This is a genomic window from Frankia sp. CcI156, from assembly GCF_001983015.1.
Taxonomy (GTDB): Bacteria; Actinomycetota; Actinomycetes; order Frankiales; family Frankiaceae; genus Frankia; species Frankia casuarinae.
Genome location: NZ_MOMD01000012.1, coordinates 1 through 23,141 on the forward strand (window position 1 = coordinate 1; position 23,141 = coordinate 23,141).

Annotated in this window: 19 protein-coding genes and 3 pseudogenes; 11 read left to right on the forward strand and 11 right to left on the reverse strand. The window is 70.9% G+C overall.

Annotation, left to right across the window (positions count from 1 at the left end; translation table 11 throughout):
* Positions 1–78: 78 nt before the first annotated feature.
* From CcI156_RS05395 to CcI156_RS05405, 3 genes and pseudogenes are all read right to left on the reverse strand, one after another.
* Positions 79–650, reverse strand: a pseudogene (locus CcI156_RS05395) (IS607 family transposase).
* A 355-nt stretch (positions 651–1,005) separates the two neighbouring features.
* Positions 1,006–1,563, reverse strand: a complete 558-nt coding sequence (locus CcI156_RS05400) for a MerR family transcriptional regulator (RefSeq protein WP_256382296.1) — start codon at positions 1,561–1,563, stop codon at positions 1,006–1,008.
* Positions 1,564–1,759: 196 nt separating this feature from the next.
* The gene (locus CcI156_RS05405) at positions 1,760–2,194 is read right to left on the reverse strand and encodes a MerR family transcriptional regulator (RefSeq protein ID WP_076804565.1); all 435 of its coding nucleotides are present in this window, start codon (positions 2,192–2,194) and stop codon (positions 1,760–1,762) included.
* A gap of 400 nt (positions 2,195–2,594) precedes the next feature.
* Here CcI156_RS05405 and mce point away from each other — a divergent pair, with 400 nt between their 5' ends.
* Positions 2,595–3,020 carry a methylmalonyl-CoA epimerase gene (gene mce, locus CcI156_RS05410; protein ID WP_011437170.1) on the forward strand — a complete coding sequence of 142 codons (426 nt, stop codon included), beginning with the start codon at positions 2,595–2,597 and terminating at the stop codon, positions 3,018–3,020.
* 162 nt (positions 3,021–3,182) lie between these two features.
* Here mce and CcI156_RS05415 read toward each other — a convergent pair whose 3' ends face one another.
* Positions 3,183–3,644: an LppP/LprE family lipoprotein gene (locus CcI156_RS05415; RefSeq protein WP_371681762.1), complete on the reverse strand. Its 462-nt coding sequence runs from the start codon at positions 3,642–3,644 to the stop codon at positions 3,183–3,185.
* A 250-nt stretch (positions 3,645–3,894) separates the two neighbouring features.
* Here CcI156_RS05415 and CcI156_RS26595 point away from each other — a divergent pair.
* A pseudogene (locus CcI156_RS26595) lies at positions 3,895–4,371 on the forward strand (acetoacetate decarboxylase family protein); the annotation flags it as partial.
* Between the two features lie 115 nt (positions 4,372–4,486).
* Here CcI156_RS26595 and CcI156_RS05425 read toward each other — a convergent pair.
* Together CcI156_RS05425 and CcI156_RS05430 are read right to left on the reverse strand one after the other, a co-directional pair.
* Complete coding sequence (locus CcI156_RS05425; protein WP_076804569.1) at positions 4,487–6,232, reverse strand: aldehyde dehydrogenase family protein; 1,746 nt, start codon at positions 6,230–6,232, stop codon at positions 4,487–4,489.
* A 101-nt stretch (positions 6,233–6,333) separates the two neighbouring features.
* Entirely contained in the window at positions 6,334–7,611 is a 1,278-nt protein-coding gene (locus CcI156_RS05430; protein ID WP_076804571.1) for a thiamine pyrophosphate-dependent enzyme, read from the reverse strand.
* Positions 7,612–7,822: 211 nt separating this feature from the next.
* On the opposite strand from CcI156_RS05430, the gene CcI156_RS05435 reads away from it, so the two are divergent.
* From CcI156_RS05435 to CcI156_RS05445, 3 genes are all read left to right on the forward strand, one after another.
* Positions 7,823–8,155, forward strand: a complete 333-nt coding sequence (locus CcI156_RS05435) for a YnfA family protein (protein WP_035910726.1) — start codon at positions 7,823–7,825, stop codon at positions 8,153–8,155.
* A gap of 74 nt (positions 8,156–8,229) precedes the next feature.
* The gene (locus CcI156_RS05440; protein WP_023840748.1) at positions 8,230–8,622 is read left to right on the forward strand and encodes a protealysin inhibitor emfourin; all 393 of its coding nucleotides are present in this window, start codon (positions 8,230–8,232) and stop codon (positions 8,620–8,622) included.
* A 2-nt stretch (positions 8,623–8,624) separates the two neighbouring features.
* A complete protein-coding gene (locus CcI156_RS05445) occupies positions 8,625–8,891 on the forward strand; it encodes a hypothetical protein (protein ID WP_023840749.1) in 267 nt (88 codons plus the stop codon).
* A gap of 13 nt (positions 8,892–8,904) precedes the next feature.
* Here the strand turns inward: CcI156_RS05445 and CcI156_RS27580 are convergent.
* A pseudogene (locus CcI156_RS27580) lies at positions 8,905–9,276 on the reverse strand (Ada metal-binding domain-containing protein); the annotation flags it as partial.
* A gap of 67 nt (positions 9,277–9,343) precedes the next feature.
* On the opposite strand from CcI156_RS27580, the gene CcI156_RS05455 reads away from it, so the two are divergent.
* Positions 9,344–9,742: a chaperone modulator CbpM gene (locus tag CcI156_RS05455; RefSeq protein WP_011437176.1), complete on the forward strand. Its 399-nt coding sequence runs from the start codon at positions 9,344–9,346 to the stop codon at positions 9,740–9,742.
* Positions 9,739–12,381, forward strand: a complete 2,643-nt coding sequence (locus CcI156_RS05460) for an ATP-dependent Clp protease ATP-binding subunit (RefSeq protein ID WP_076804573.1) — start codon at positions 9,739–9,741, stop codon at positions 12,379–12,381. The genes CcI156_RS05455 and CcI156_RS05460 overlap by 4 nt, the downstream gene beginning before the upstream one ends.
* Here CcI156_RS05460 and CcI156_RS05465 read toward each other — a convergent pair.
* Together CcI156_RS05465 and CcI156_RS05470 are read right to left on the reverse strand one after the other, a co-directional pair.
* Positions 12,368–13,081 carry a GNAT family N-acetyltransferase gene (locus tag CcI156_RS05465; RefSeq protein ID WP_076804575.1) on the reverse strand — a complete coding sequence of 238 codons (714 nt, stop codon included), beginning with the start codon at positions 13,079–13,081 and terminating at the stop codon, positions 12,368–12,370. The genes CcI156_RS05460 and CcI156_RS05465 overlap by 14 nt on opposite strands.
* Before the next feature lie 2 nt (positions 13,082–13,083).
* A complete protein-coding gene (locus CcI156_RS05470) occupies positions 13,084–14,031 on the reverse strand; it encodes an NAD-dependent protein deacetylase (protein ID WP_076804577.1) in 948 nt (315 codons plus the stop codon).
* Positions 14,032–14,303: 272 nt separating this feature from the next.
* Between CcI156_RS05470 and CcI156_RS26140 the strand changes: the two genes are divergently transcribed.
* The 4 genes from CcI156_RS26140 (at position 14,304) to CcI156_RS05490 (ending at position 19,138) form a co-directional block, all read left to right on the forward strand.
* Positions 14,304–14,711, forward strand: a complete 408-nt coding sequence (locus CcI156_RS26140; RefSeq protein WP_011437180.1) for a transcriptional regulator — start codon at positions 14,304–14,306, stop codon at positions 14,709–14,711.
* A gap of 50 nt (positions 14,712–14,761) precedes the next feature.
* The gene (locus CcI156_RS05480) at positions 14,762–15,820 is read left to right on the forward strand and encodes a hypothetical protein (protein ID WP_076804579.1); all 1,059 of its coding nucleotides are present in this window, start codon (positions 14,762–14,764) and stop codon (positions 15,818–15,820) included.
* A gap of 167 nt (positions 15,821–15,987) precedes the next feature.
* Complete coding sequence (locus CcI156_RS05485; protein WP_011437182.1) at positions 15,988–16,785, forward strand: copper resistance CopC family protein; 798 nt, start codon at positions 15,988–15,990, stop codon at positions 16,783–16,785.
* A gap of 4 nt (positions 16,786–16,789) precedes the next feature.
* Positions 16,790–19,138, forward strand: a complete 2,349-nt coding sequence (locus tag CcI156_RS05490; RefSeq protein WP_371681764.1) for a cytochrome c oxidase assembly protein — start codon at positions 16,790–16,792, stop codon at positions 19,136–19,138.
* 22 nt (positions 19,139–19,160) lie between these two features.
* Here the strand turns inward: CcI156_RS05490 and CcI156_RS05495 are convergent, their stop codons facing one another.
* Positions 19,161–21,872 (reverse strand): HAD-IC family P-type ATPase, encoded by a 2,712-nt coding sequence (locus tag CcI156_RS05495; protein ID WP_076804583.1) that lies wholly within the window; start codon positions 21,870–21,872, stop codon positions 19,161–19,163.
* Between the two features lie 205 nt (positions 21,873–22,077).
* The gene (locus tag CcI156_RS05500) at positions 22,078–22,956 is read right to left on the reverse strand and encodes an undecaprenyl-diphosphate phosphatase (RefSeq protein WP_076804609.1); all 879 of its coding nucleotides are present in this window, start codon (positions 22,954–22,956) and stop codon (positions 22,078–22,080) included.
* Positions 22,957–23,141: the final 185 nt, after the last annotated feature.

The window sequence follows — 23,141 nt, forward strand, 5'->3', positions numbered from 1 at the left end:
CTGCCCCGGCATGCCGGCGCAGAGCGGCAAGCCGGACGGTGTTTGGATCGAGAGCGAACCGGTACGCCTGGAAAGTCTTCATCCGTCCGTCTCCATGGCGGCGGCGACCGCGCGGGCGGCCCGGCTGGCTGCGGCGCGACGACCATACAGTCGGGCGCACAGCGACGTCAGGATCTCGGTGACGTCCCGGACAAGGTCGTCGTCCACCTCCGCGGAGTCRACAACGAGCAGGCGTCGGCCCTGCGCGGACAGTGCCGCCTCGACATACTCGGCGCCGACCCGGGCAAACCGGTCCCGGTGCTCCACGACGATCGTCGACACGTCCGGGTCCCGCAGCAGGCCGAGGAACTTCCGCCGGTGACCGTTGAGTACGGAACCGACCTCGGTAACGACCCGACCGACCGTGACACCGTTTTCGCCACACCACATCGCGACGCGGGCAACCTACCGGACAGGTCGAAGCGCTGGTCCGCTGACGACACCCGCGCGTACACCACCGCGGCAACCTGCCGGACAGGGGCGGCAGGCTCGTCGACGATCACCAGCCCGCCGACCTTACGGGCAGGGACCGGGAGGAAGCCGTCGCGGTACCAGCGGCGTGCCGTGGTGTACCCGACGCCGTTCGCAGCGGCCCGCTCCTTAAGGTTCACACGGCCACTATACGGCGCCATCAGGCGCCATCAGACGCCATCAGACGCCGATTCGACAACAGCTAACAACCCCAAGGGGATACGGACGACGACGCCTGCCCGACCGGTCCCGGATCCCGTGGCGCCCCCGCCGGATCGTCCGGTCCACCCAGGCGGCACCCGCCGACCCTCGACCCGTGTCGAGCCGACCGCCGGAGGGTGTCCCTGCCCGGGAAGGCCGCAGTTCGGTGACGAACCCCAGTCCCGGACCGTCACCGATCTCCAGCAGCGCGGCTCGACCACCGCCACGGGACATGAGGTCACGCCACCGCGGCCAGGCCGGTGGGGGCGCTGTGCCTCGTGATGCCGGGCCGGGTCAGTTCTCCTCGGGCCCGAAGGGATCATCGAGAAAATCGAGGAACGAGCTGTCCAGGCGACCGGGACCAAGATCGTCTTTATCGGCAACGTCCCGGTGATCCGGACTTTCCCGCAGCGACCGGGCGGTATCGTCCCGCAGTCCAATCATGAAGTCCTCGGCGAGACGCACCTGTTCCTGCAGGGATGCGAGCTTCTCCTCGGCCAGGGTAACCCAGGTTCTCAACCGTTCCCGCAGTTCCCTGCGATGATCCGGGGCAAGATCGGGCTGGCTGATCCGCTCACGCAATGTGATGAGAGAGCRCATCTCCTCGAGCGTGAACCCCAGCGGTTTCATCTTCTTGATGAGGAAAAACCGGTCGAGTGCGTCGTCGTCGTACAGCGGGAAACCACCCGAGGTGTGGCCTACCGGCGCGAGCAGRCCGGCATCCTCGTAGAAGCGGGCGGTACGCAGGGACAAGGTCACCAGGGTGGCAACGTCACCGATCCGGTAGCGGCCGTCACGGGCATCGGCRGAAGACCCGGCGCTGCTGGTTATGGACAATTCAACCCTTATCACGTGAGCATGGCGACTGGTATTCGAGTGTCAAGCGTCTCTAGTATCGGCCACTCGCAGCTACACAGGACCGGTAAAGATCTAGTAATCCACGGCCGACGCCGACCGTGACGTCGGTCACCAACGGACTCCGGTTGCTCCACAGGAGCCCGAGCGCCGGCCGCCACCCCGGATCGGTGACCATGGATTCACGAGTCCGTCATACCGTCCGATCCGCATCACCGTGCAGGCCGATGACGAAGTCCTCCGCGACTCCCRCCTGCTGCCGCAGGGTGGCCAGCTTCTCCTCAGCCAGCACGACCCAGGTATGCAGCCGCTCGCGCAGTTCGGTCCGCCGACTCTCGGAGATCGTCGAATCCGACAGCTCGTCGCGCACCGACAACAGCGACCGCATCTCCTCCAACGTGAACCCCAGCGACTTCATCTTCTTGATGACCAGCAGCCGATCGACGGCCTCGTCGTCGTACAGACGGAAGCCACCCGGCGTACGTCCGGCGGGAGTAAGCAGTCCGGCTTCCTCGTAGTACCGGACCGCGCGCAGCGAAAGCCCGACCCGCTCGGCAACCTCACCTATCTGACGGGTGTTTCCGCGGGCCGCGCGGAACGCGGAACGATCGCGACGCGTCGTGGACACCGTAACCCTTACGTTCGTGCCTCGAAGACTCGGGCTAAAATGGTTGACACTCGACTCTACGGCCTGTCCTGCGGAGACTCGAACAGAGTCCGCAACTAGGCCCCGAACCCCACACCGCCACACCGTGAGCACACTGGAAGAACAACGCCCACCCATGGCAACATCCACAACCACGCCGGCGGCGTGGACCCCTGGCGAGGCAGCGGGCAGGGTGGGGCCCAGCCCGGGTCGCCCACGTCACCCCACGTCCGCGGACTCCACTCACGTCACGGGGGCCGATCGGTCGACGCCGGGATCGTGAACCGGCAGGCTCAGTGCGGACCCCATCGCTTCGCGCCAGGGGCGGTGGGACATCGGCGGACAGGCCMCGATCGCGGGCCGGCAGAACGAGGAGACGGCTGTGCTGACCAGGATCGACCACGTCGGGATCGCGGTGGCTTCCCTCACCGAGGCCATCCCCCGCTATGAGGAGGCATTCGGTCTGGAGGTCGTGCACCAGGAGGAGAACGAGCGCCAAGGGGTGCGCGAAGCGATGCTGCTGGTCCACAGCGGCAAGACCGGGAACTCCTACGTCCAGCTGCTGGAACCGCTGCGCGAGGACAGCCCGATCGGGAAGTTCCTGGCCAAGCGGGGGCCGGGCATCCACCACATCGCCTACGGCGTCGCCGACATCGACAGCGCCCTGGCGACCCTGACCATGACCGGATTCGATCTGGTCAACAAGACTCCGGTGCAYGGCACCGCCGGCAGCCGGATCGCGTTCATCCATCCCAAGGGCCTCGGAGGCGTGCTCACCGAACTCGTCGAGGCCGCCGAGGGGCACTGAGCCGGGCCGGACGACCCCGCGTCGCAGCCATCCCCTGACCGGCCCCTGTCCGGGCGGGGCAGCGAAGGCGCGGGGCGATGAATCCCCGGCGGCGCGCCCGGCGGCACCCGGCGACGGCCCCGGCCCATGGCGGATCATGGACCGGGGATCACCGGTCGCGGATCACCGGCGGCTTCTCGCGGCGGACACGTTCGCGGTCGGGACCGGATCGAGCGGGACCACCGATGAACCGTTCCACTGGTAACGCACGGTCGCACCACCCGCTGTCGGGCAGCACATCKGGTCGCTTGGCCGGTAGAGATCGTACTGGAGGGCGACGACCCGGTCGGTGGACCAGATCCAGCGGATCGTGGCGCTCGGCTGCGGCGAGTCGTAGCCGATGAACCGGCCACGATGGAAGAAGAACGCCCGCTGCGGATGCCCGTCCCCGGATGTCGACAGCAGTCCGACGATCACGCTGAGATCGTTGCTCCGGTCATAACCGCCGAGGACGATCGGCGTGTACCCCGCCGATCGGACCACCGCCGCGGCGTTGGCGATGCCCAGCGCCGGCGCRCCGGAGGTGGACGAGGCAGCGGAGGCTGTTCCGGCGATCCCGCCCATCAGGGTGAACGTACCGATCATCACTGAAACGGCAAGTCCGCGACGTAGCGCCATGAGACCTCCCAGGTTCCGTGCTGACCCGACTTCCGTGCCGACCCGGCCCAACCTAGATGCCCTCTTCGGTGGGCGCCGACCAGCTAGGGGGTATGGCCGGTATGTCGCCCGATTCGAACCGGTCAGTCCCCCGGCCGGCGGATCTGGCGGGCTCCACACCGGAACGGGCGGGAAGCCGTGCTGTCGGGGGCACTGTCGGGGGCACTAGTGTCGGTGGGTGGCGTACCCGCCGGAACCCTGGGAGCTGCGCGGTAGGATGGTCGTCTCCGTCTGGTTCGTGCCCCGCGCGGCGCTGGCCGGCGCCTTCCCCCGGGCGGTGACCGTTCTCGGCCGGGTCCCGGTGGCCACCGTCTGGGTTCGCTACGATCCGCGTGGCGTCCTCGCCTACCGTGAGGTCATGGCCGCCTTGCTGGTATGGCACAGGCGGCACCTGCGCGTGACGGTCCCGCATATCTGGGTGGACAGCCCGGCATCCCAGGTCGGCGGTCGCGCCCTGTGGGGGATTCCCAAGGAACTGGCCGTCTTCACCGAACGACCGGGCACGTCCACACGACCGGAAACGGCCGGGGACGCCGACGGCACCCACCTGCACGCCCGGGACGCCACCGGGACGATCGTCGCCGCGGCGGTAAGCCGGGGACGGCGGCTGCCGGGCAGGTGGCCGGTCCGCTTCCGCGTGGTGCAGGATCTCGACGGTCAGCCCCGGGTGAGCCCGGTGCGGCTGGCCGGGCGGCTCGCCCTGCACCGGTCACGATGGGACCCGGCGGCGGAGGGTCCGCTGGGTTTCCTCACCGGGCACCGGCCTCGGCTCACCGTCCGTCTGGACGACTTCCGGATGATTTTCGGAGCCGGAGCCGGCCGGGACGGAATCCCTCGTCCGACCCGACGTGCCCGCCGAGGGGCCTGTCGAGAGGCCCGGCCGCCCCGCCGACCGGCCTGACCCGCCCGGCCACCCGGCTGGCCCAGCCGGCCCAGCCGCCGCCGTGCCGGAGCCGCGCCGTCACCGCGGTGACGGCGAGCGCACCCGGCGTCCGGCGGAAGGTGGTCAGGGTCGCTCCCGGCACGTGCATCCGCAGGGTGGCGACCGAGCGGGGGCGGACGAACTCGCGCAGCCCCTCCGCGCCGTGCACCCGGCCGAACCCGCTTTCGCCGCTGCCCCCGAAGGGCAGGGCGGGCATCCCGGCAAACGCCAGCACCGCGTTGACGGACACCATCCCAGCGTCGAGCCGGCTGGCGATCTCGTCTCCCCGGGACCGGGAGAAAACCGTCGCACCGAGCGCGTACGGGGTGCCGTTGGCCAGCGTGACGGCCTCGTCAACGTCGGCGACGGTCCGGACGGTGGCGACCGGCCCGAACGTCTCCTCCTGCACGGCGGGGCTGCCMTCCGGCACGTCGACCAGCACGACCGGTTCGATGAAGGTGTCCCCCACCGACTCCGTCCCGCCGATCAGGGCGGTCGCGCCGCGGGCCAGCGCGTCAGCCACGTGGCGGCGCACGATCGCCGCCTGGCCGGGCATCGTCATCGGACCGTAGGATGCGTCCCGGTCGGCACCGGGACGAACCCCGTCGAGCTCGCGGCGCAGTGCGGCGAGGAAGGGCGCGGCGACCGCCTCGGTCACGTAGATCCGCTCAACCCCGGCACAGGTCTGGCCGCCATTGGACATCGCTCCCCAGGCCGCTGCCCGCGCGGCGGCGGCCACGTCAGCGTCGTCGGCGACGATCAGCGGGTCCTTGCCGCCGCATTCGATCACCACCGGGACGAGGGACGACGCGCAGGCCGCCATGACCAGGCGGCCGGTCGCGGGCGAACCGGTAAAGGCAATCTTGTCGACCCCGGCTGTACACAGGGCGGCACCGGTCGGACCGAAGCCGGTGACCATGGTCAGGACCCCGGCCGGCGCGTCCGGATTCGCCGCGGCGAACGCCGCGACCAGGTACGCGCCCACCGCCGGGGTGTACTCGCTGGGCTTGAAGACCACCGTGTTACCGGCTGCCAGGGCATACGCGATCGAACCGCTCGGGGTGAACAGCGGATAGTTCCACGGCCCGATCACCCCGACGACCCCGAACGGGCGGTACTCGATCCGTCCGGTGTGGTTCGCCAGGAACGGGCCGGGCGACACCCGGCGGGTCCGCAGCACGCGGGCGGCGTTGCGGGCCGCCCAGCGGATGTGTTCCAACGTCAGCAGCAGCTCGATGCGGGCATCGGCGGCGGTCTTGCCGTTCTCGGCGTGCAGGAGGTCGATCAGCTCGGTCTCGTGACGGACGAGGTGCGCCGCCCAGCGCAGCAGATGGTCGCGCCGCCGTGCCGCCGCGAGCCCCGCCCACCAGCCCGCCGCCGACCGGGCGGACGCCACGGCCGCCCGCACCTGGGTCGGCTCCATCACCGGGAAGCTCGCGACCACCGCGCCGGTGGCCGGATCCGTCGACAGGAGCGTCCCGATGCCGGCCGCCGGGTAGACCGCCGGACCGACCCCCTCAGTCACCCCGGTCTCCCGGTTCGCTACGGTCTGCGGGTTCTGCGGGTTCTGCGGGTTCTGCGGGGTCGGCCGCATGGGGAGCTCCTCGCCGCGGGTGGCGGAACGTCCTTCCCTTACCCGGCGAGGATATGACCGCCACCCACAGAGAAACGAGTCCCGTCATCCTCAGATCATCCTCAGAGGAACGAGTCGCGGTACGCGGCGAACCACTCCCGTTGCCGGCGCTGATCGGCCGTCTCCTCCGCGGCGACATGGTCGAGCATCGAGGAGGGGTCCGGCGGGTCGAGGGCGAGGGTGTCCCGACGCAGATCGGCCGCGGCGACGTCGGCCCGCCGGCGGACCTCGTCGAACCAGCCGGCCTCGACCTCGGCGGCGAGCAGCCGACGGAGGCGCTCGATGGGATCCCGGGCCTGCCAGGCGGTGATCTCGTCCGGCGGCTGGTACCGAGTCGCGTCGTCGGAGGTGGTGTGCGGGGCCATCCGGTAGGTGTTGGCCTCGATGAGCACCGGGCCGCGACCGCTGCGCGCACGGTCGAGCGCCCAAGTGGTCACCGCGTGCACCGCGAGCACGTCGTTACCATCGACGCGCAGGCCGGGGAAGCCGAACCCGTCGGCCCGGCGGGCCAACCGCACCGGGGACTGCCGTCGGCTCGGCGTGGAAATCGCCCACTGATTATTCTGGCAGAAGAAGACGACGGGCGCACCGAAACTCGCCGCCCACACGAATGCCTCGTTGGCATCACCCTGACTCATCGCACCGTCACCGAGATACACCATCACCGCCATGTCGGTATCGGTATCGGTGCCGCCGGTGCCGGTGCCGCCGGTACCGCCGGTGCCGGTGCCGGTGCCGGTGCCGGTGCCGGTGCCGGTGCCGGCTGCGCCGTCAAGGAGCACCCCCATCCCGAAACCGACGGCGTGCAGCGTCTGGGCCGCCAGAACAATCGTGTAATTAGCCATATTGTGACGGTGCGTGTCCCAGCCATCGTGACTCACTCCCCGCAGCAGCCGAATCACCTCGACCGCCGGGACACCGCGGTGCCAGGCGACCGCGTGTTCCCGGTAACTGGGGAACAGGTAATCCCGGGGACGCGCGGCCGCGGCGGATCCGACCTGCGCAGCCTCCTGCCCCCGCAGCGGGATCCACAGGACCAGCTCACCCTGACGTTGCAGGGCCGTGGCCTCCTCGTCCAGCCGGCGGGCCAGGACCATGGAGGTGTAGAATTCCATGCGCAGCTCGTGGTCGGCGAGCACCGAGAACCGAGAATCGGCGACCAGCGAACCATCGGGGGCGAGCAGTCGGATGCCGCCGTCGTTGAGTTCACCCGCCGCGGGTGAGGTGTTCTCCCCGAACGCGCCAGGAAAACGATGCGGAGCGRGACCGTCCACCGAATCCGGTTCGAGCCGCCGCATCGGCCCGCCGGTAATCAGTTCCGGATCCCGTACGACATTCATACCGAGCACCMCTCCCCACCCGAAGATCGCAGGACGTCCTACCATCGGAAACCATCGAAAAAGAGCGGTGTACCCATGCGACACTACGCGGTGCGGACGGGGTGAAAACACGGACGCGGTAACGACGAGATTCCGGCCACAGGATTCCGAGGCCGCAGAGCGATGCCGGAAGGATGACGATGCCGGGAGGATACTGACTATCGTGACGCACGTGGGCGTCGTCCGGTCCCTGCTGCTGTTCGTGGTGGCCGCGGTCACGGAGATCGGTGGTGCCTGGCTCGTGTGGCAGGGCGTGCGCGAGCACCGCGGKCCGGTCTGGGTGGGGCTCGGGATCGGGTTCCTGGCCGCCTACGGCTTCGTCGCGACCCTCCAACCGGACGCGCACTTCGGCCGGATCCTCGCCGCCTACGGCGGGGTCTTCGTCGCCGGTTCCCTGCTCTGGGGCGTGGCCGTCGACGGCTTCCGACCCGACCGCTACGACCTCGCCGGAGCCGCGATCTGCCTGCTCGGCGTCGCCGTCATCATGTACGCCCGGCGCGTGTGACGGCTGACGRCTGACGGCTGACGGCTGACGGCTGACGGCTGACGGCTGACGGCTGACGGCGCACAATATGGCTCATGGCGCGCACCGCGGAACGTGTACGGGTCGTGCTGGAGCGTTCCGGTGGGCTTCTCGGGCGCAGCGTGCGCCGCGGTCTGGACACGGTCGATCTCAGTGAGCAGGAGGCCGAGAACCTGCGCCGCCTGGCCCGCGAGGCGGTGCACCGCGGCGGTCTCGTGGCCACAACGGACGCCGCGGATGCCGGTCAGGTAGATTCCATCGAGGCTCGGGGTTCCACCGAGGCCCGGGAGCAGCGCGACGTCGGCGCGGACCGGTTCGTCTACACCCTGGAGATCGACCGGGCCGGGGAGCACGCGGTGCGGACGTTCTCCGAGCCGGTGCCCGACGAGGTCCGCCCGCTGCTGGCGCTGCTGCGCACCGCGCCGCTGCTGCCCGCGAGCCGTCCCTAGCGGTGTCGCTGACAGCGAGGTTGACCACCTCGCGCACCGCGGACCCAGTCGTCGACGACTGGCACCGCTTCGCCGGCCTGGACCGACCCGGCAACCACTGGGACCGTCCCAGCTGGACGCTCGGACGCCGCTGCTACCCCTGGATGCTGACGTTCGAGAACGCCACCGAACTGCACACCCTGGCCGCGCAATGCCAGGATCGACCACGCCTGCCCGTTCTCGACCCGGTACCGTCGGAAAGAACCGGACGTTCTCCCGCTTCGGCGTGATGGCTGGACAACTCGGGCGGCAGTAGATGCCGGTGGTGGTGACGGCGGAGAAGAACGCGCCATCGAAGCGCGCGTCCCGGCTACGCAGCGCCTCGTAGCGGCTCTGGTCCGTCATCACTCCACCCACTCTCGACGAGTCCCGCCTCGCATGCTGGCGGAAATCGGACGTCGTGCCCGCAGGCGCCTGGCAAGCGCGGCCATCCCCGGAGACCACACCTATCCGTCGTTGAGTCGTCACCTCTGGTTGCGAACGCCCTCGGATCCGACCTACGGTCACATGGGTAATCGGACCACTACCCGGAGATGATCTGGCTCGACCGTACCCGCGCCCAGGCCAGGTCTCCGCCGCACGGGCGGTGCGCTCCTCCGGACCGGCCCTCCACATCTCCCATGCGGACGGGGACCACCGGATCGGCCCATCAGCAAGAGGTATCCATCAGCAGGAGGTAATCGTGGGATGGGCAGTCGGAAGCGATCCCGGCCCGACCGTCCCGGTCACCCGGATCACCCACCCGGGCGGCGTCGAACCCGGTCTGGATCTTCTCGGACTGGACTCCTTCTGCCTGCTCACCCGGCTGGGTCCGGACATCGTCCGCCGGTTGGTCGCCCTCGGCCTGCTCGACGTGCGCGTCGACCGGGCAGGGCAGTGGTGGCTGCCGATCCGCGCGGTCGGGCGGGCGGTGCGTATCGAACGGCTGCGCCGCGACCTCGGCATTACCTATGCGGCCACCGGCGTCGTGCTGGACCTGCGCGACCGCATCGACGAGCTCGAACAGCGCGGCCGGGGCCATCGCGACGGCCCCGGCCGCGATGGCCCCGGCCGTGACGGCCCCGGCGAGGAGTACCGATGAAGTTGACCAAGCTGACCGAGGGCGCCCAGGACGCGCTGAAGGCGGCCCAGACCAGGGCGATGCGATTCGGCCACACCGAGGTCGACGGGGAACATCTGCTCGCCGCGCTTGTCGAGCAGCCGGACGGGCTGGTCCCGCGCCTCATGGTCGCATCGGGTGGTACCCCACCCGCCCTCACCGGTGCGGTGGAGACGGAGCTGGAGCGCAGACCGCGGGTGTCCGRACCGGGGGTCCGACCGGGGGTCCGACCGGGCGAGGTGTACATGACGCAGCGGCTGTCCAGGGCCCTCGACGCCGCCGAACGGGAGACACACCGCCTCGGCGACGAGTACATCTCGGTCGAACACCTGCTGCTGGCCCTGCTCGAGGAGGGACCCACGACACCGGCCGGCCGGATCCTGCACGAGCAGGGTCTGACCCGGGAACGGCTGCTCATCGCGCTGACCCGGGTGCGCGGAGACCGGCGCATCATCTCCGCCTCGCCGACGGCCACGGACGACGCGCTGGAGAAGTACGGACGCGACCTCGTCGTCGACGCCCGCAACGGCCGCCTCGACCCCCTGATCGGGCGGGACGCCGAGATCCGCCGAGTGATCCAGATCCTGTCCCGCCGGACGAAGAACAATCCCGTGCTGCTCGGCGACCCCGGAGTCGGCAAGACCGCGATCGTCGAGGGCCTCGCCGACCGGATCTTCCGCGGGGACGTTCCGGACAGCCTGCGGAACAGGAGGGTGTTCCAGCTCGACCTGGGCGCGCTGGCGGCCGGGACGGCGCACCGCGGTGCGTTCGAGGAACGACTCAAGGCGGTCATGGCCCAGGTCACGGCATCCGAAGGGCGGATCCTGCTGTTCGTCGACGAACTGCACGCCGTCCTGGGGGCGGGTGCCGCCGAAGGGAAGACGGATGCCGGCAACGTGCTCAAGCCGCTGCTGATCCGCGGCGACCTGCACCTGATCGGGACGACGACACTCGAGGAGTACCGCCGGCAGATCGAGTCCGACCCCGCGTTCGCACGCCGGTTCCAGACCGTCATAATCAACGAGCCATCGGTGGCGGACACCATCTCCATCCTGCGCGGGCTGCGAGGACGGTTGGAGATCTTCCACGGGGTTCGGATCGCCGACGCGGCCCTGGTCTCGGCGGCGGTGCTGTCCCATCGGTACATCAGCGACCGTTTCCTGCCGGACAAGGCGATCGACCTCGTCGACGAGGCGGGCGCCATGCTGCGCACCGACATCGACTCGATGCCGACCGRCCTCGACGAGATCACCCGTAGGGTGGTCCGGCTGGAGATCGAGGAGGCCGCACTCGCGCAGGAATCCGATCCGGCGAGCATCGCCCGACTGGACCAGCTCCGTGGGGAACTCGCCGACGTGCGGGCCGCGGCGAACACGATGCGCGCGCGGTGGGAGGCCGAACGCCAGGCCATTCGGCGGGTCCGGGGGCTGCGGGAGGAGATCGAACAGGCCCGGCGGCGGGCCGAGGATGCCGAACGGGCACACGACCTGGGGACCGCGGCGGAGCTGCGCCACACCCGCCTGCCCGAACTGGACCGGCGGCTCGCCGACGAGTCCGAACGGCTCACCCCCCAGCGGGGCGGCCACCGGTTGCTGCGCGAGATGGTGACCGCCGATGAGATCGCCGATCTGGTCTCCCGCTGGACGGGGATCCCGGTGGCCCGGCTCCTCGAGAGGGAACGGGAGAAGCTGCGACGCCTCGACCAGGTCCTGCGCGCCCGGGTCGTCGGACAGGACGAGGCGGTGCGGCTCGTCGCCGACACGGTGCTCCGGGCCCGCGCGGGCATCGGGAACCCGCGCCGCCCGATCGGGTCATTCCTCTTCCTCGGGCCGATGGGGATCGGGAAGACCGAGTTGGCCCGGGCCCTGGCGACGGCCCTGTTCGACTCCGAGGACAGTCTGATCCGCATCGACCTGGGCGAGTACCAGGAGCGGCACAGCGTCGGCCGGCTGCTGGGCGCCCCACCCGGCCAGACCGGGCTCGTCGAGGGCGGGCAGCTCACCGAGGCGGTACGACGCAAGCCCTACGCGGTGGTGCTGTTCGACGAGATCGAGAAGGCACACGCCGACGTCCTCAACATCCTGCTGCAGGTCCTGAGCGACGGTCGGCTCACCGACGCCCGGGGACGCACCGTCGACTTCCGTGGCACCGTCGTCATCCTGACCTCCGGTGTGGGGTCCGAACGGCTCACCGGCGGTCCGGACGCCGAGGGGACAGCCGGGCCCGAGGTCCGCGTTCGGATCACGGCCGACCTGCGCCGGGCGTTCCGGCCCGAGTTCCTCCACCAGCTCGACGAGGTCGTGCTGTTCTCCCCGCTGACCCTGCCCGAGATCGAGCGGATCGTCGACCTGCTGGTGGACGACCTGCGGGCCCGATTGGCGGATCGGCGCATCACCCTGGACATCACCGAGCCGGCCCGGATGTTCATCGCCCGTCAGGGCTACGACCCGGTCCATGGCGCCCGCCCGCTGCGCCGCTACCTGCAACGCGAGGTGGAGACCCGGATCGGGCGGGAAATGATCGCCGGTGAGGTCGACGACGGTTCCGCGGTGGTCGTCGACCTCGCCGGAGACACGCTGACGGTCCGGCACGGACGGTCCGGCACGCTCAGCGGTCGCTGAACCCCGGGCGGTCGCCGAACCTCTTGCGGAGGACGACGAAGTAGAGATCTGGTCGCAGCGGCCGGCCGAACCGTTCGTCGTCGTAGGGGAACGGGCTCGTTCTGGTGGTCAGGACGTATCCGCGCCGCTGATACCAGGCGATCAGCTCGGCCCGTTGGGCGATGACCAGCAGGTCCGTCCAGGCCGCGGAGCAGGCCGTCACGGCGTGCCGTTCGGCGAGCCGCAGCAGAGTGTCGCCGAGCCCGTTGCCCTGGCGGGTCGGGCTTACCGCGAACATGCCGAAGTAGGACCCGATCAACGGTGATACATCCGGGCCACACCGCTCCGCGTCAGCCTGCCCGTGGGTGGCATACCCCGACCGGGTCACCTCGGTCGCATCGGTCACCTCGGTCGCCGCGTGCTCCGACCGGGCCGGTGGCTCGACCCGTCGTTCCACGTGGCAGCAGCCGAGGAGGGCTCCGTCCGGGTCCTGCGCGAGCAGCACCACGCTGTCCAGCGCCGCCAGTGCCGCGCCGACCGCGGCGGCGTCGGTGCGCCGCCCGGCGAGCAGGTCGGCCTCGGTGGTCCACCCCGCGCGACTGGACTCCCCCCGGTACGCGGACTCGACGAGCTCAACGATCGCCGCGACGTCGGCCTCGGTCGCACGGCGGAACGTGAGGTCGCCCGGGTAGGCATGGGAAACCRATCGCATCCTCCCCATCCTCACAGCTCCCGGGGGTAGTCCCCCGGGAATGCGAGCGAGCGCATAGCGGGTAACGGGACGGGAGAACGGGCGGACGGGGGCGTCACGGCGGCGGCGAGACGGGGAAGCAGCAGGCCCAGAGGCGCGTCGACTCGGACGGCCGCGCGGCTGTCCCCCCGAGTCGGACCCTGGTTGACGATCGCGACCGGGATGTCGAGCTCCGCCGCACGGAGCACGAACCGGTAGCCGGACATCACCGTCAGCGACGACCCGAGGATCAGCAGCGCCCTGGCCCCCTCGACCAGCCGGAGCGCCTCCGCGACACGCGGCCGCGGCACGGTCGCACCGAAGAACACCACGTCCGGTTCCAGCTCGTCACCGCCACACCGGCGGCAGCCCACCATGACGAAGGCGGCGACCATGTCGTCGGGGAGCGTGACATCGCCGTCCGGGTTGGTCTGCGCGGYGCCGACATGGAATCCGGGATTGACCGCCCGCAGACGCTGGTCGAGCTCGAGGCGAGGGCTCACGTCGCCGCAGCCGCGACACAGCACGCGCGACAGCCTACCGTGCAAATCGATGACGCGCCGTGAGCCGGCGCGCTGGTGCAGGCCGTCAACGTTCTGCGTCACGACGCCGGTCACCAGGCCGTCCTGCTCCAACCGGGCCAGTGCCCGGTGGCCCGGGTTCGGCTCCGCCCGGGCCACCCGCCGCCACCCTGCATGGCTGCGGGCCCAGTAGCGGTGCCGGGCCGCGGGATCATCGGTGAACTCCTGGTACGTCATCGGGGTGTGACGGCGCRGTGCCCCGTTCGGACCCCGATAGTCCGGAATACCGGAGTCGGTGGAGATCCCCGCACCGGTCACCACCGCGACCCCGCCGGCCGCGACCAGCGAGCAGAGCCGGTCGAACGCCTCGCCCCCGCCACCCGCCGCCTGCTGTCGCGCACCGTCCCTCACACCGTCCATGCTGCCCGATCTACCCGTGCCCCGGATGCCCGTTCGGCGCCACCACTCCCTGCCCGTCCGTGGATGAAGCCTGCCCGTCCGGGGATGAAGCCTGCCCGTCCGGGGATGAAGCCTGCCCGTCCGGGGATGAAGCCGGGGGAAGACGTCCCGGCAGGTTGATGTTTCGGACACCGGCATCGATACGTCGTGTAGTCGTCGTAGCCGGGTGGTGTGATCAGGCTCTGAGTCGTACGGTTGCGGCGAAGCCAGCCTTCCCGAGGATGGTTACGACGATGGACGGCGAGAACGCACAGGTCGGCACCAGGCACGCCGAGTCGGGGGACGCCCGGCGCCACCCCTCCGGCTCAGTCGCTCATGGCAGGTCAACCGCGTCGACCACGACCAGGACCACCGTCAAAACCGTCGGCATGGCCGCCGGCACGAGCGCGGGCCGACCGGCCGCGATGGAGGCTGAGCTGGCCTCGGTCCATCCCGGTCCGGCCGCRCCGGTATGTGAGGCGGCCGGGCGCATCGCCCGGTCGGAGGAGACCATCGAGGCGGAGGTCATCCGCCTCTTGCCCGGAGCCCTCGCCGTCGTCCGCACTCCCGCCGGAACGGAGGAGGTGGGCATCGCCCTGGTTGACGCCCATCCCGGTGATGCCGTGCTGGTTCACGCCGGGGAGGCGATCGCCGTTCTCTAGCTCATCCGTTCGTCCGTCCGGGCCAGACCCATCCAGGGCAGGGGGATGCAATGACGGTTCGTTCGCCGTTCAACCAGACCGCGGYGATCGCGGACGCCGAGATCTACCGCGAGGAGCCCATCCGTCCCGACCGCGCCATCACACGCGGCTCGGACCGGCGGATCGGGGTGCTGACCCCACCGTGCTATGCCCTCGCCCACCCGGAGGAGCGTTCGCACGCCCACGCGGAGTGTCTCCTGGAGTGCGGCCCCGCCGCCATCCCCGACGTCACGCTGCGAGTCCGGGTGCGCTACCTGCAGATGACGGTCCGTTTCGTGGATCGTGGCCCCGGGGACGGGGGCCGCTTTCCACCAGGCGGCCGGCCTGCGGGAGATGCCGAGCCCCGCGGCTGGGACGAGTTCGTCCCGCGCCAGGTCGACGATGTGGTGACGGTCACGGACCTGTTGGCGGCGCCTCCCGGCAGCGCGGTACCGACCGCCGCGGGGCCGCGGCGGAACTGGCTGCCCCGCCTGAGCGCGCCACGGCCAAATCCATGGGAGCTGGCCGGTCCGGCGAGCGGTGGCGTCTCGGCGGGACTCGGACCACCCCACACCGTCCGGTTCAGCGCCCCCTCCGGTCGGCGGGTGGAGACCGTGAGCGGCCACGGCGAGGCGGAACCGACCCGCATCACCTGGGACAGCTGGGCCGTGCAGGGAGAGCTGCGGTTGAACGCCGGACTGCAGACCTGGGCACATCAGACCGGGGAGACCGGAGCACATCGCCTGGTCCGGCTCCGGGCGGAACTGGTGAACACCTCGGGCTGGCATCTTCCGGCCGAGGAAGCGATGGATCACGTCTCCCTTGAGGCGCGCCGCCGGCGGCACCGGGAACAGGCAATGCGGCACTCCCTGATCGGCGCGCACCTGCTCCTCGCGACGACCGAGGGCCGATTCGTGTCCCTGGCCTCTCCCCCGGCCCGGGCCAGCGAATTCGCGAAGAACTGCGTCAACGACGGCCTCTGGCCCGCGCTCGTGACCACCGCGGACGGCCATGACACCGTGCTCGTCGCGCCGATCGTCCTTCCCGATCATCCACGGCCGGCTCCGGTGGACCACGACAGCGGCAGCTGACCGCCGGCCCGCCACCGGCCTCGGYCGATGAGCCGAGGCCGGTCGTCAGCAGCAACGGCAGCGAAAACAGTGAGCGGAACATACGCGTCGCGGGAGGACGTCAACATTGTTGATTATCTTGGATCGGACGCGGTGGCCACGTTTCTACGGCGCGTAGAATCTGCTGGGTGCGACCAGAGGCGAGGCCGACTGAGAGACGGCGCACGGCAGTCCCGGGGAGGGGCGGCACCCGGTTCGCCGACCTCACCGGTGCCGCCCACGCCACCGGTGGTACGGGCGGCACGGGGCCCACCAGCCTTGCCGCTGCGATCAGCCTGGTTGTGACGCTTGGCCTCGCAGCGGCGCTCGTCCCGGCGCTCCTGCTCGGACTGGCCACCCCCGCATCGGCGCATTCACGTCTGGTCACCACCACCCCGGTGGCGGACAGCACTCTCACCGCCCCGCCACATGAGATCATCCTGACATTCAACGAGCCGGTGTCCCCGCGCTACACGAACGTCGCCGTCACGGCGGCCGACGGCGCCGGCGTGACCGCCGGTGCCACCCGCGTCGAGGGCGGCACCGTCCACCAGGGCCTCACCGCTCTCCGCGACGGTCGCTACACGGTGGCCTATCGGGTCGTGTCCGAGGACGGTCATCCGGTCGGCGGCGAGTTCGCCTTCACCGTTGCCGGCAGCACGGCGTCCGCGGGCCAGGAGGGATCCCCGCCCCCGTCTCCGGTCACCACGACGCCGACCCCGGCAGCCACCGCGAGTCCGACCACGGGTGCCGCGCCGGCCCCGTCCGCGGCCGTCACGGCCGTCACGGCCGTCACGGCCGATACGGGACCCGCGGACGGCGGGGGCGGGAGCAGTGGCGGTGGCGGTGGCGGTGGCTGGATACTCCCTGTCGTGATCGCCGGTATCCTCACGCTCGGTGGCGGTACCTTGTTCGCCCTGCGGCGACGTCACTCCGGAGCGCGCTGACCCCATGGACACCCCCGCCGCCAGGAAAAACCCCGCCATAACGAACAACCCCACCACGCCCGCAGACCCCACCACGCCCACGGCTCCGGCCGCTCCTCCGCATGCCGCCGCTCTCACCAGGACCATCCCCGCCAGCCGCTCCCCCTCGGCTGGCGGACGGACGGCGGCGGTCGGACGGATGGCGCCCGTCGCCGTCGCGGCCGGATGCGTGGCACTGGCCCTGGTCGTCGGTTTCGGGCCAGGCCCCCTGCGGCTGCCCGGTCTGCCTTCGTCCGGCACGCTCACCTACTGGGCACTGCCGTTCGCCCATCTGGTCGGCAGGATCGCCGCCGTGGGGACGATCGGGTGGCTTCTCACGGCCGCCGTCCTTCTTCCGGCGAAACACGGTGCGGCCGGCAACGGGTCCCGGGTGGGCATCCTGTCGCCCACGGCCCGGCGGTGCGGCCGGTACGCGGCGAACGCCGCGGCTCTGTGGATGCTGGCCACCCTCGTGGAGCTGCTGTTCACCCTGTCCGAGATCTCCGCGCGCCCGGCCGGCGACGTCCTGGATGTCTCCTCGCTGCGCTCCTTCGTCTCCACCACCTCCCAGGGCCGGGCGCTACTCGTCGTGGCGGCCCTGGCTGCCGTCATCGCGGTGATCGGCCGTACAGTCACGACGACGACCGCGACCGGGGCCCTGCTCGCTGTCGCGGTCGCCGGCATCGTGCCGCCGATCCTGGTTGGCCACGCCGCTACGTCCGGCGATCATGCGATCGCCGTGGTGGCCCTCGGCGTGCACGTATTGGCGGCCACGGCATGGGTGGGTGGTCTACTCGGCCTGCTCACCGCGGTGCGGCTGCYGGCGAGCTTGTTCGGCCCGGCGCTGCGCCGGTACAGCCGGTTCGCGGCCGGGGCGGCGGCCGTCACGGCAATCAGCGGGATCGCCGGTGCGGCCCTGCGGCTCGGCGGCTTCACCCCGTTGTGGGACACCCGCTACGGCCTGCTGGTCCTGCTCAAGGCCGCGGGCCTGCTGGCCGCCGTCACGCTCGGTGGTCTGGTGCGCCGCCGGGTCGTCGCCGGGCTCACGGTGACGACGCCCACCGACCAGACCGGCACCACCGACCAGACCGGCACCACCGACCAGACCGGCACCGACAGGACTACCGCGGTCGCTCGTTTCCTGCGCATCGCCGGCGTGGAGCTCACCGTTCTCACGGCCACGGTCGGGTTGGCCGTCGGACTGTCACGCACGGCRCCGCCGGTGAACGACGCACTCGTTCCCGACGATCCGACCCAGACGCTGCTCGGATACCCGATGCCCCCACCGGTCACCGCCGCGCGGCTCGCCACCGACTGGCACATCGACTGGGTCTTCCTCGCCGGCGCGGTCACCGCCGCCCTGCTCTACCTCGCCGGCCTACGCCGGCTACGGGCACGCGGCGCCCACTGGCCGCTTGGGCGCACCATTGCCTGGCTCGCCGGCTTGCTCGTCGTCGTGGTCGCCACATCAAGCGGACTCGGGCTGTACGGGCCGGTCCTGCTCAGCGTGCACATGAGCCAGCACATGCTGCTCAGCATGCTGGCCCCGCTCCCGCTGGTGCTCGGCGCGCCGGTGACTCTGGCGCTGCGGGCGATGCGGCCCGCGACGGCTCCGCACCGCACCGGACCACGCGAATGGCTGCTGAGGACGCTGCGGTCCTGGCCGGTACGCATCCTGACCCATCCGCTGCTCGTGACGGCGAACTTTGCCGGCAGCCTCTACGTGCTCTACCTCAGCTCGCTGCTGTCGACTCTCATGCACAACCATCTCGGCCACCTGTACATGAACGTGCACTTCCTGGCGGTCGGCGTGCTGTTCTTCGAGCTGCTGATCGGGACCGACCCGCTCCCCCGCCGGCTGCCGCATCCCGGYCGCGTCCTGATGCTGCTGGCGGTCGTCCCGTTCCACGCCTTCCTCGGCCTGACCATCATGAGCACRTCGGCCCTGCTCGGCTCGGGCTGGTACGACCGCCTGGTCCGGCCCTGGGGCGTCTCACCGCTCAGCGACCAGCGGACCGCCGGGGGCATCGCCTGGTCGTTCGGCGAGATTCCCACCTTCGTCGTGCTGATCGTGCTGGCCATCCAGTGGTCCCGGCTGGACGAGCGGCAGGCGCGGACCCGGGAGCGGCGCATCGCCGCCGCTGGTGACGTCGACGCCGAACTCGACGCGTACAACGCCTACCTCGCCCAGCTCGCCGCCGGCCCAGCCCGGCGCACGCCGTCCGCGGCCACCACCACCTCGACAGCCACCACCACCTCGACAGCCACCACCTCACGCACGACCTCGCCCACCCCCGGAGACGAGACCAACGCTGAGGCCGAAACCTCCGGATAAGCAGGCCGGGGAGAAACCCCGGCTACGGCGTCGGCCGCGGGCCGTCGGGACCGGATGCCGCGGCCCTCCCGCCCGGACGGACGACCGCCCCCGGACGGACGACCGCCGCGGACCGCGGGCCGTCGGCAGGCGCACCCTCGGCACGCACCGCGGGCAGGGTCCGCACGTTGCTCTGCGGAACCGACGGGCGGCGCGCCGTTTCCAGGTCCACCCGCGCGGCCACCGCCGTCAGTTGACGGCGGGTGATCACCCACACGAGTTCGAGCAGGACCGCCGCCGCCACGGCGATGCCGACCGCCGTCCACGGCCCGGTCGTCCCCACCAGGGAGAGCTGGAAGAACTCCTGGCCGGAGGGGATAGCCAGGACCAGCGCGAACGCGACCGCCATGGTCAGCACGAGCGCGATGCGCCACCAGGTGTACGGACGGGCGACGATCGCCAGTGCCCACAGCGCGACTCCGAACAGCGTCAGCGTCGCCATCGAGGTTTCGGCCTCCAGGTCATGACCATAGAAATGCGACCGGGCCAGCAGGTAGGACGTCATCGTCGCCGCGGCGGCGAGCAACCCGGTGGGAAGGGCGAAGCGCAGCACCCGACCGACGAAGTCCGGCTGCGCCCGCTCGGTGTTCGGTGCCAGCGCCAGGAAGAACGACGGGATGCCGATCGTCAGCGACCCGACAAGCGTGAGATGCCGAGGGAGGAACGGGTACGGCACCTGCGTGATCACAACCACGATCGCGAGCAGGACCGAGTAGACGGTCTTGGTCAGAAACAGGTTCGCGACCCGTTCGATGTTGCCGATGACCCTCCGTCCCTCGGAGACCACAGACGGCAACGTCGCGAAGCTGTTATTCAGCAGCACGATCTGGGCGACCGCGCGGGTCGCCTGACTGCCGGATCCCATCGACACGCCGATGTCGGCGTCCTTGAGCGCCAGGACGTCGTTGACGCCGTCGCCGGTCATCGCGACGATGTGCCCCCGCGACTGCAACGCCGCGACCATCTCCCGCTTCTGCTGCGGGCTGACCCGCCCGAAGATCGAGTGGCTCTCCAGGGCGTCGGCGAGCGCGGCCCGGTCGGTCGGCAGCGTGCGGGCGTCAACGGGATCGTCGGCGCCGGGCAGCCCCAGCGTGCGGGCGACCGCGCCGACCGACAGCGCGTTGTCCCCCGAGAGAATCTTGGCGGCGACGTTCTGCTCGGCGAAGTACCGCAGGGTATCCGGGGCATCCGCCCGCAGCCGCTGGGCGATGACCACGAGCGCCACCGGGACGACGCCGGCCGGCACCGTCGCCGGGTCCGCCAGCGCGTCCGCCAGCGACGCGCCGAACCGGGCGAGCAGCAGCACCCGCAGGCCCTGCGCCCCGTACTCGTCCACGGTGGCGAGCACCCGGTCACCGGCCGCCAGCAGCACGTCGGGCGCGCCGAGCAGCCAGGTGCCCTCGGTCCCGCCCACGGCGGCGAGGGTCGCGCCGCTCCACTTGCGCGCCGAGGAGAACGGCGCGTCCGCCCGCACCTGCCAGCCCGGCGGGGCGGGATAGGCATCGATGATCGCCTGCATGCTCGGATTCGGCCGGCTGTCGGCCGCGCCGAGGGCGCCGAGCACGCTCGGCACGAGGGTGCCCGGCGCTGCGGCCACGCCTGCCCCAACGGCGGCGCCGGTGCCCGGCTCGACGATCCGCAGCTCCACGACGTCCATCGCAGCCTCGGTGAGGGTGCCGGTCTTGTCCAGACAGACGACGTCGACGCGGGCCAGCCCCTCGATCGCGGGCAGTTCCTGCACCAGGCACTGCCGCCGGCCCAGCCGTACCACGCCGACCGCGAAGGCGACCGACGTAAGCAACACCAAGCCCTCCGGCACCATCGGCACGAGTCCGGCGACCATCCGGCGGATGGCCTCGGGCAGGTCGTCGTCGTTAACGACCACCTGGCTGACGATCAGCGCGATGCCGGCCGGAATAATCATCCAGGTGACGACCCTCAGAATGGTGCTGATGCCGCCCCGCAGCTCGGAGCGCACCAGGGTGAACCGGCTCGCCTCCTCGGCGAGCCGGGCCGCGTAGGCTTCGCGGCCAACCCGGGTCGCCCGGAACGCCCCCGACCCCGCGACGACGAAGCTGCCCGACATGACGATGTCACCGGGCTGCTTGTGCACCGGATCCGCCTCGCCGGTGAGCAGCGACTCGTCGACCTCCAGGTGATCGGCCGTCAGGACCAGACCATCGACGGGAATCTTGTCGCCGGCGCCGAGCTCAATCACGTCGTCCAGCACGATCTCGGCGGCGGGGAGCTCGCGGGTGACACCGTCACGCCGCACGACGGGCCGGGACTCCCCCACCACGGCGAGCCGGTCCAGGGTGCGCTTCGCCCGCAGCTCCTGGAACAGGCCGACCAGGGTGTTCACGATGATCACGCCGCCGAACAGGGCGTCCTGGAATGGACCGACGATGGCGACGAAGACCAGTAGAACACCGATGATCGCGTTGATCCGGGTGAGGACGTTCGCACGGATGATGTCGCGCAGCGAGCGACTGGAGCGGACCGGCACGTCGTTGACGCGGCCGTCCGCGAGGCGTTCGGCGACCTCGGCGGCGGTCAACCCAGCGGCGGATCGACCGATCGCGATGGGTCCGGACCCGGYCCCGGCGGCGGACGCGGAATCGCTGGGAGGCGCCGGGTTCCGGTCGTCGAGCCGTCCCGGAGACAGCCGCGCTCCCGCGGCCCCTCGCCGAACCATGGTGTCCCTCCACGCTCCGTCGCGGCCGCTGCCGGAGGCTTGGCAGCGGAATCGTTATCGGTTTCCCGACCGACCTCGGGCGGGTCTCGGACTCGTTTGGATATGTCCCGTAGATGCCTCCACCGTCTGCACACGCGGACCGCCGACCCTCACCGTAGTTGACGGCCGTAGGCGCGTGGGTCGCGCCTGGGGGCTCCCCGCCCGTTCAGCCCGGGGGGGCACCGGCGTCGGGGCTGAGGGCACCCCCGACCAGCAGGGAGAACAGCAGCAGCCCCAGCCCCACGCGATACAGCACGAAGGGCGCGAAACTGCGCGTCGAGATGTACCGCAKGAACCATGCGATCGCGGCGTAGCCGGTGACGAACGCCACGAATGTGGCGAGGATCGTCGGGCCCCAGGCGACGTCGGCATCCTTCCCACCGATGGAACGCAGCTCGAAGACCCCGGACGCCAGCACCGCCGGCATCGCCAGCAGGAAGGAGTACCGGGCCGCAGCCTCGCGAGTATAGCCGAGAAGCAGGCCCCCGCTGATCGTCGCACCGGACCGGGAGACGCCGGGGATCAGCGCGGCAGACTGAGCGAGACCATAGAGGAGCCCGTCACGCACCGACAAGTCCTCAAGCACCTTGCGCGGGCGGAGCGGCGAATGACGACCCTGCGGCCGCCCCTTCGAGGCGTACCAGTCCGCGCCGCCCAGGATCAGGCCGAGCACGATCAGCGTCGTGGCAATCAGCCGCAGGTCGCGGAACGGACCCTCGATGGCGTCCTGCAGCGTCACCCCGAGCAGGCCGATCGGAAGGGTRCCGAGGATGACCAGCCAGCCCGTCCGGGCGTCGGGGTCCTTACGCATCTCCCGGCGGGTGAGCGAGCGCGCCCACGCCGCCACGATGCGGGCGATGTCCCTGCGGAAGTAGATCAGCACGGCGGTCTCGGTGCCGATCTGGGTCACGGCGGTGAACGCGGCGCCCGGGTCCTCCCAGCCGGCGAGCGCGGCAGCGATGCGCAGGTGGGCGCTGGACGAGACCGGGAGAAACTCGGTGAGCCCCTGAACGAGACCGAGGACCGTTCCCTCGAAGAAGTTCATCGACGCGCCGACCTGGCCCACGAGCCAGACGAGTCCGGTTCATCCGGTCCATCCGGTCCGTTCAGCCCGTCCGGCGAGGCCGCCGGGTCCGGAGGCCACGCCGAACGACGATTGGTCTGCCGGCTCCGCGCCCGGCCTGTTCGCGTCATCCACGCATACCCGACCACGGCTTCACCGTAGCGAAG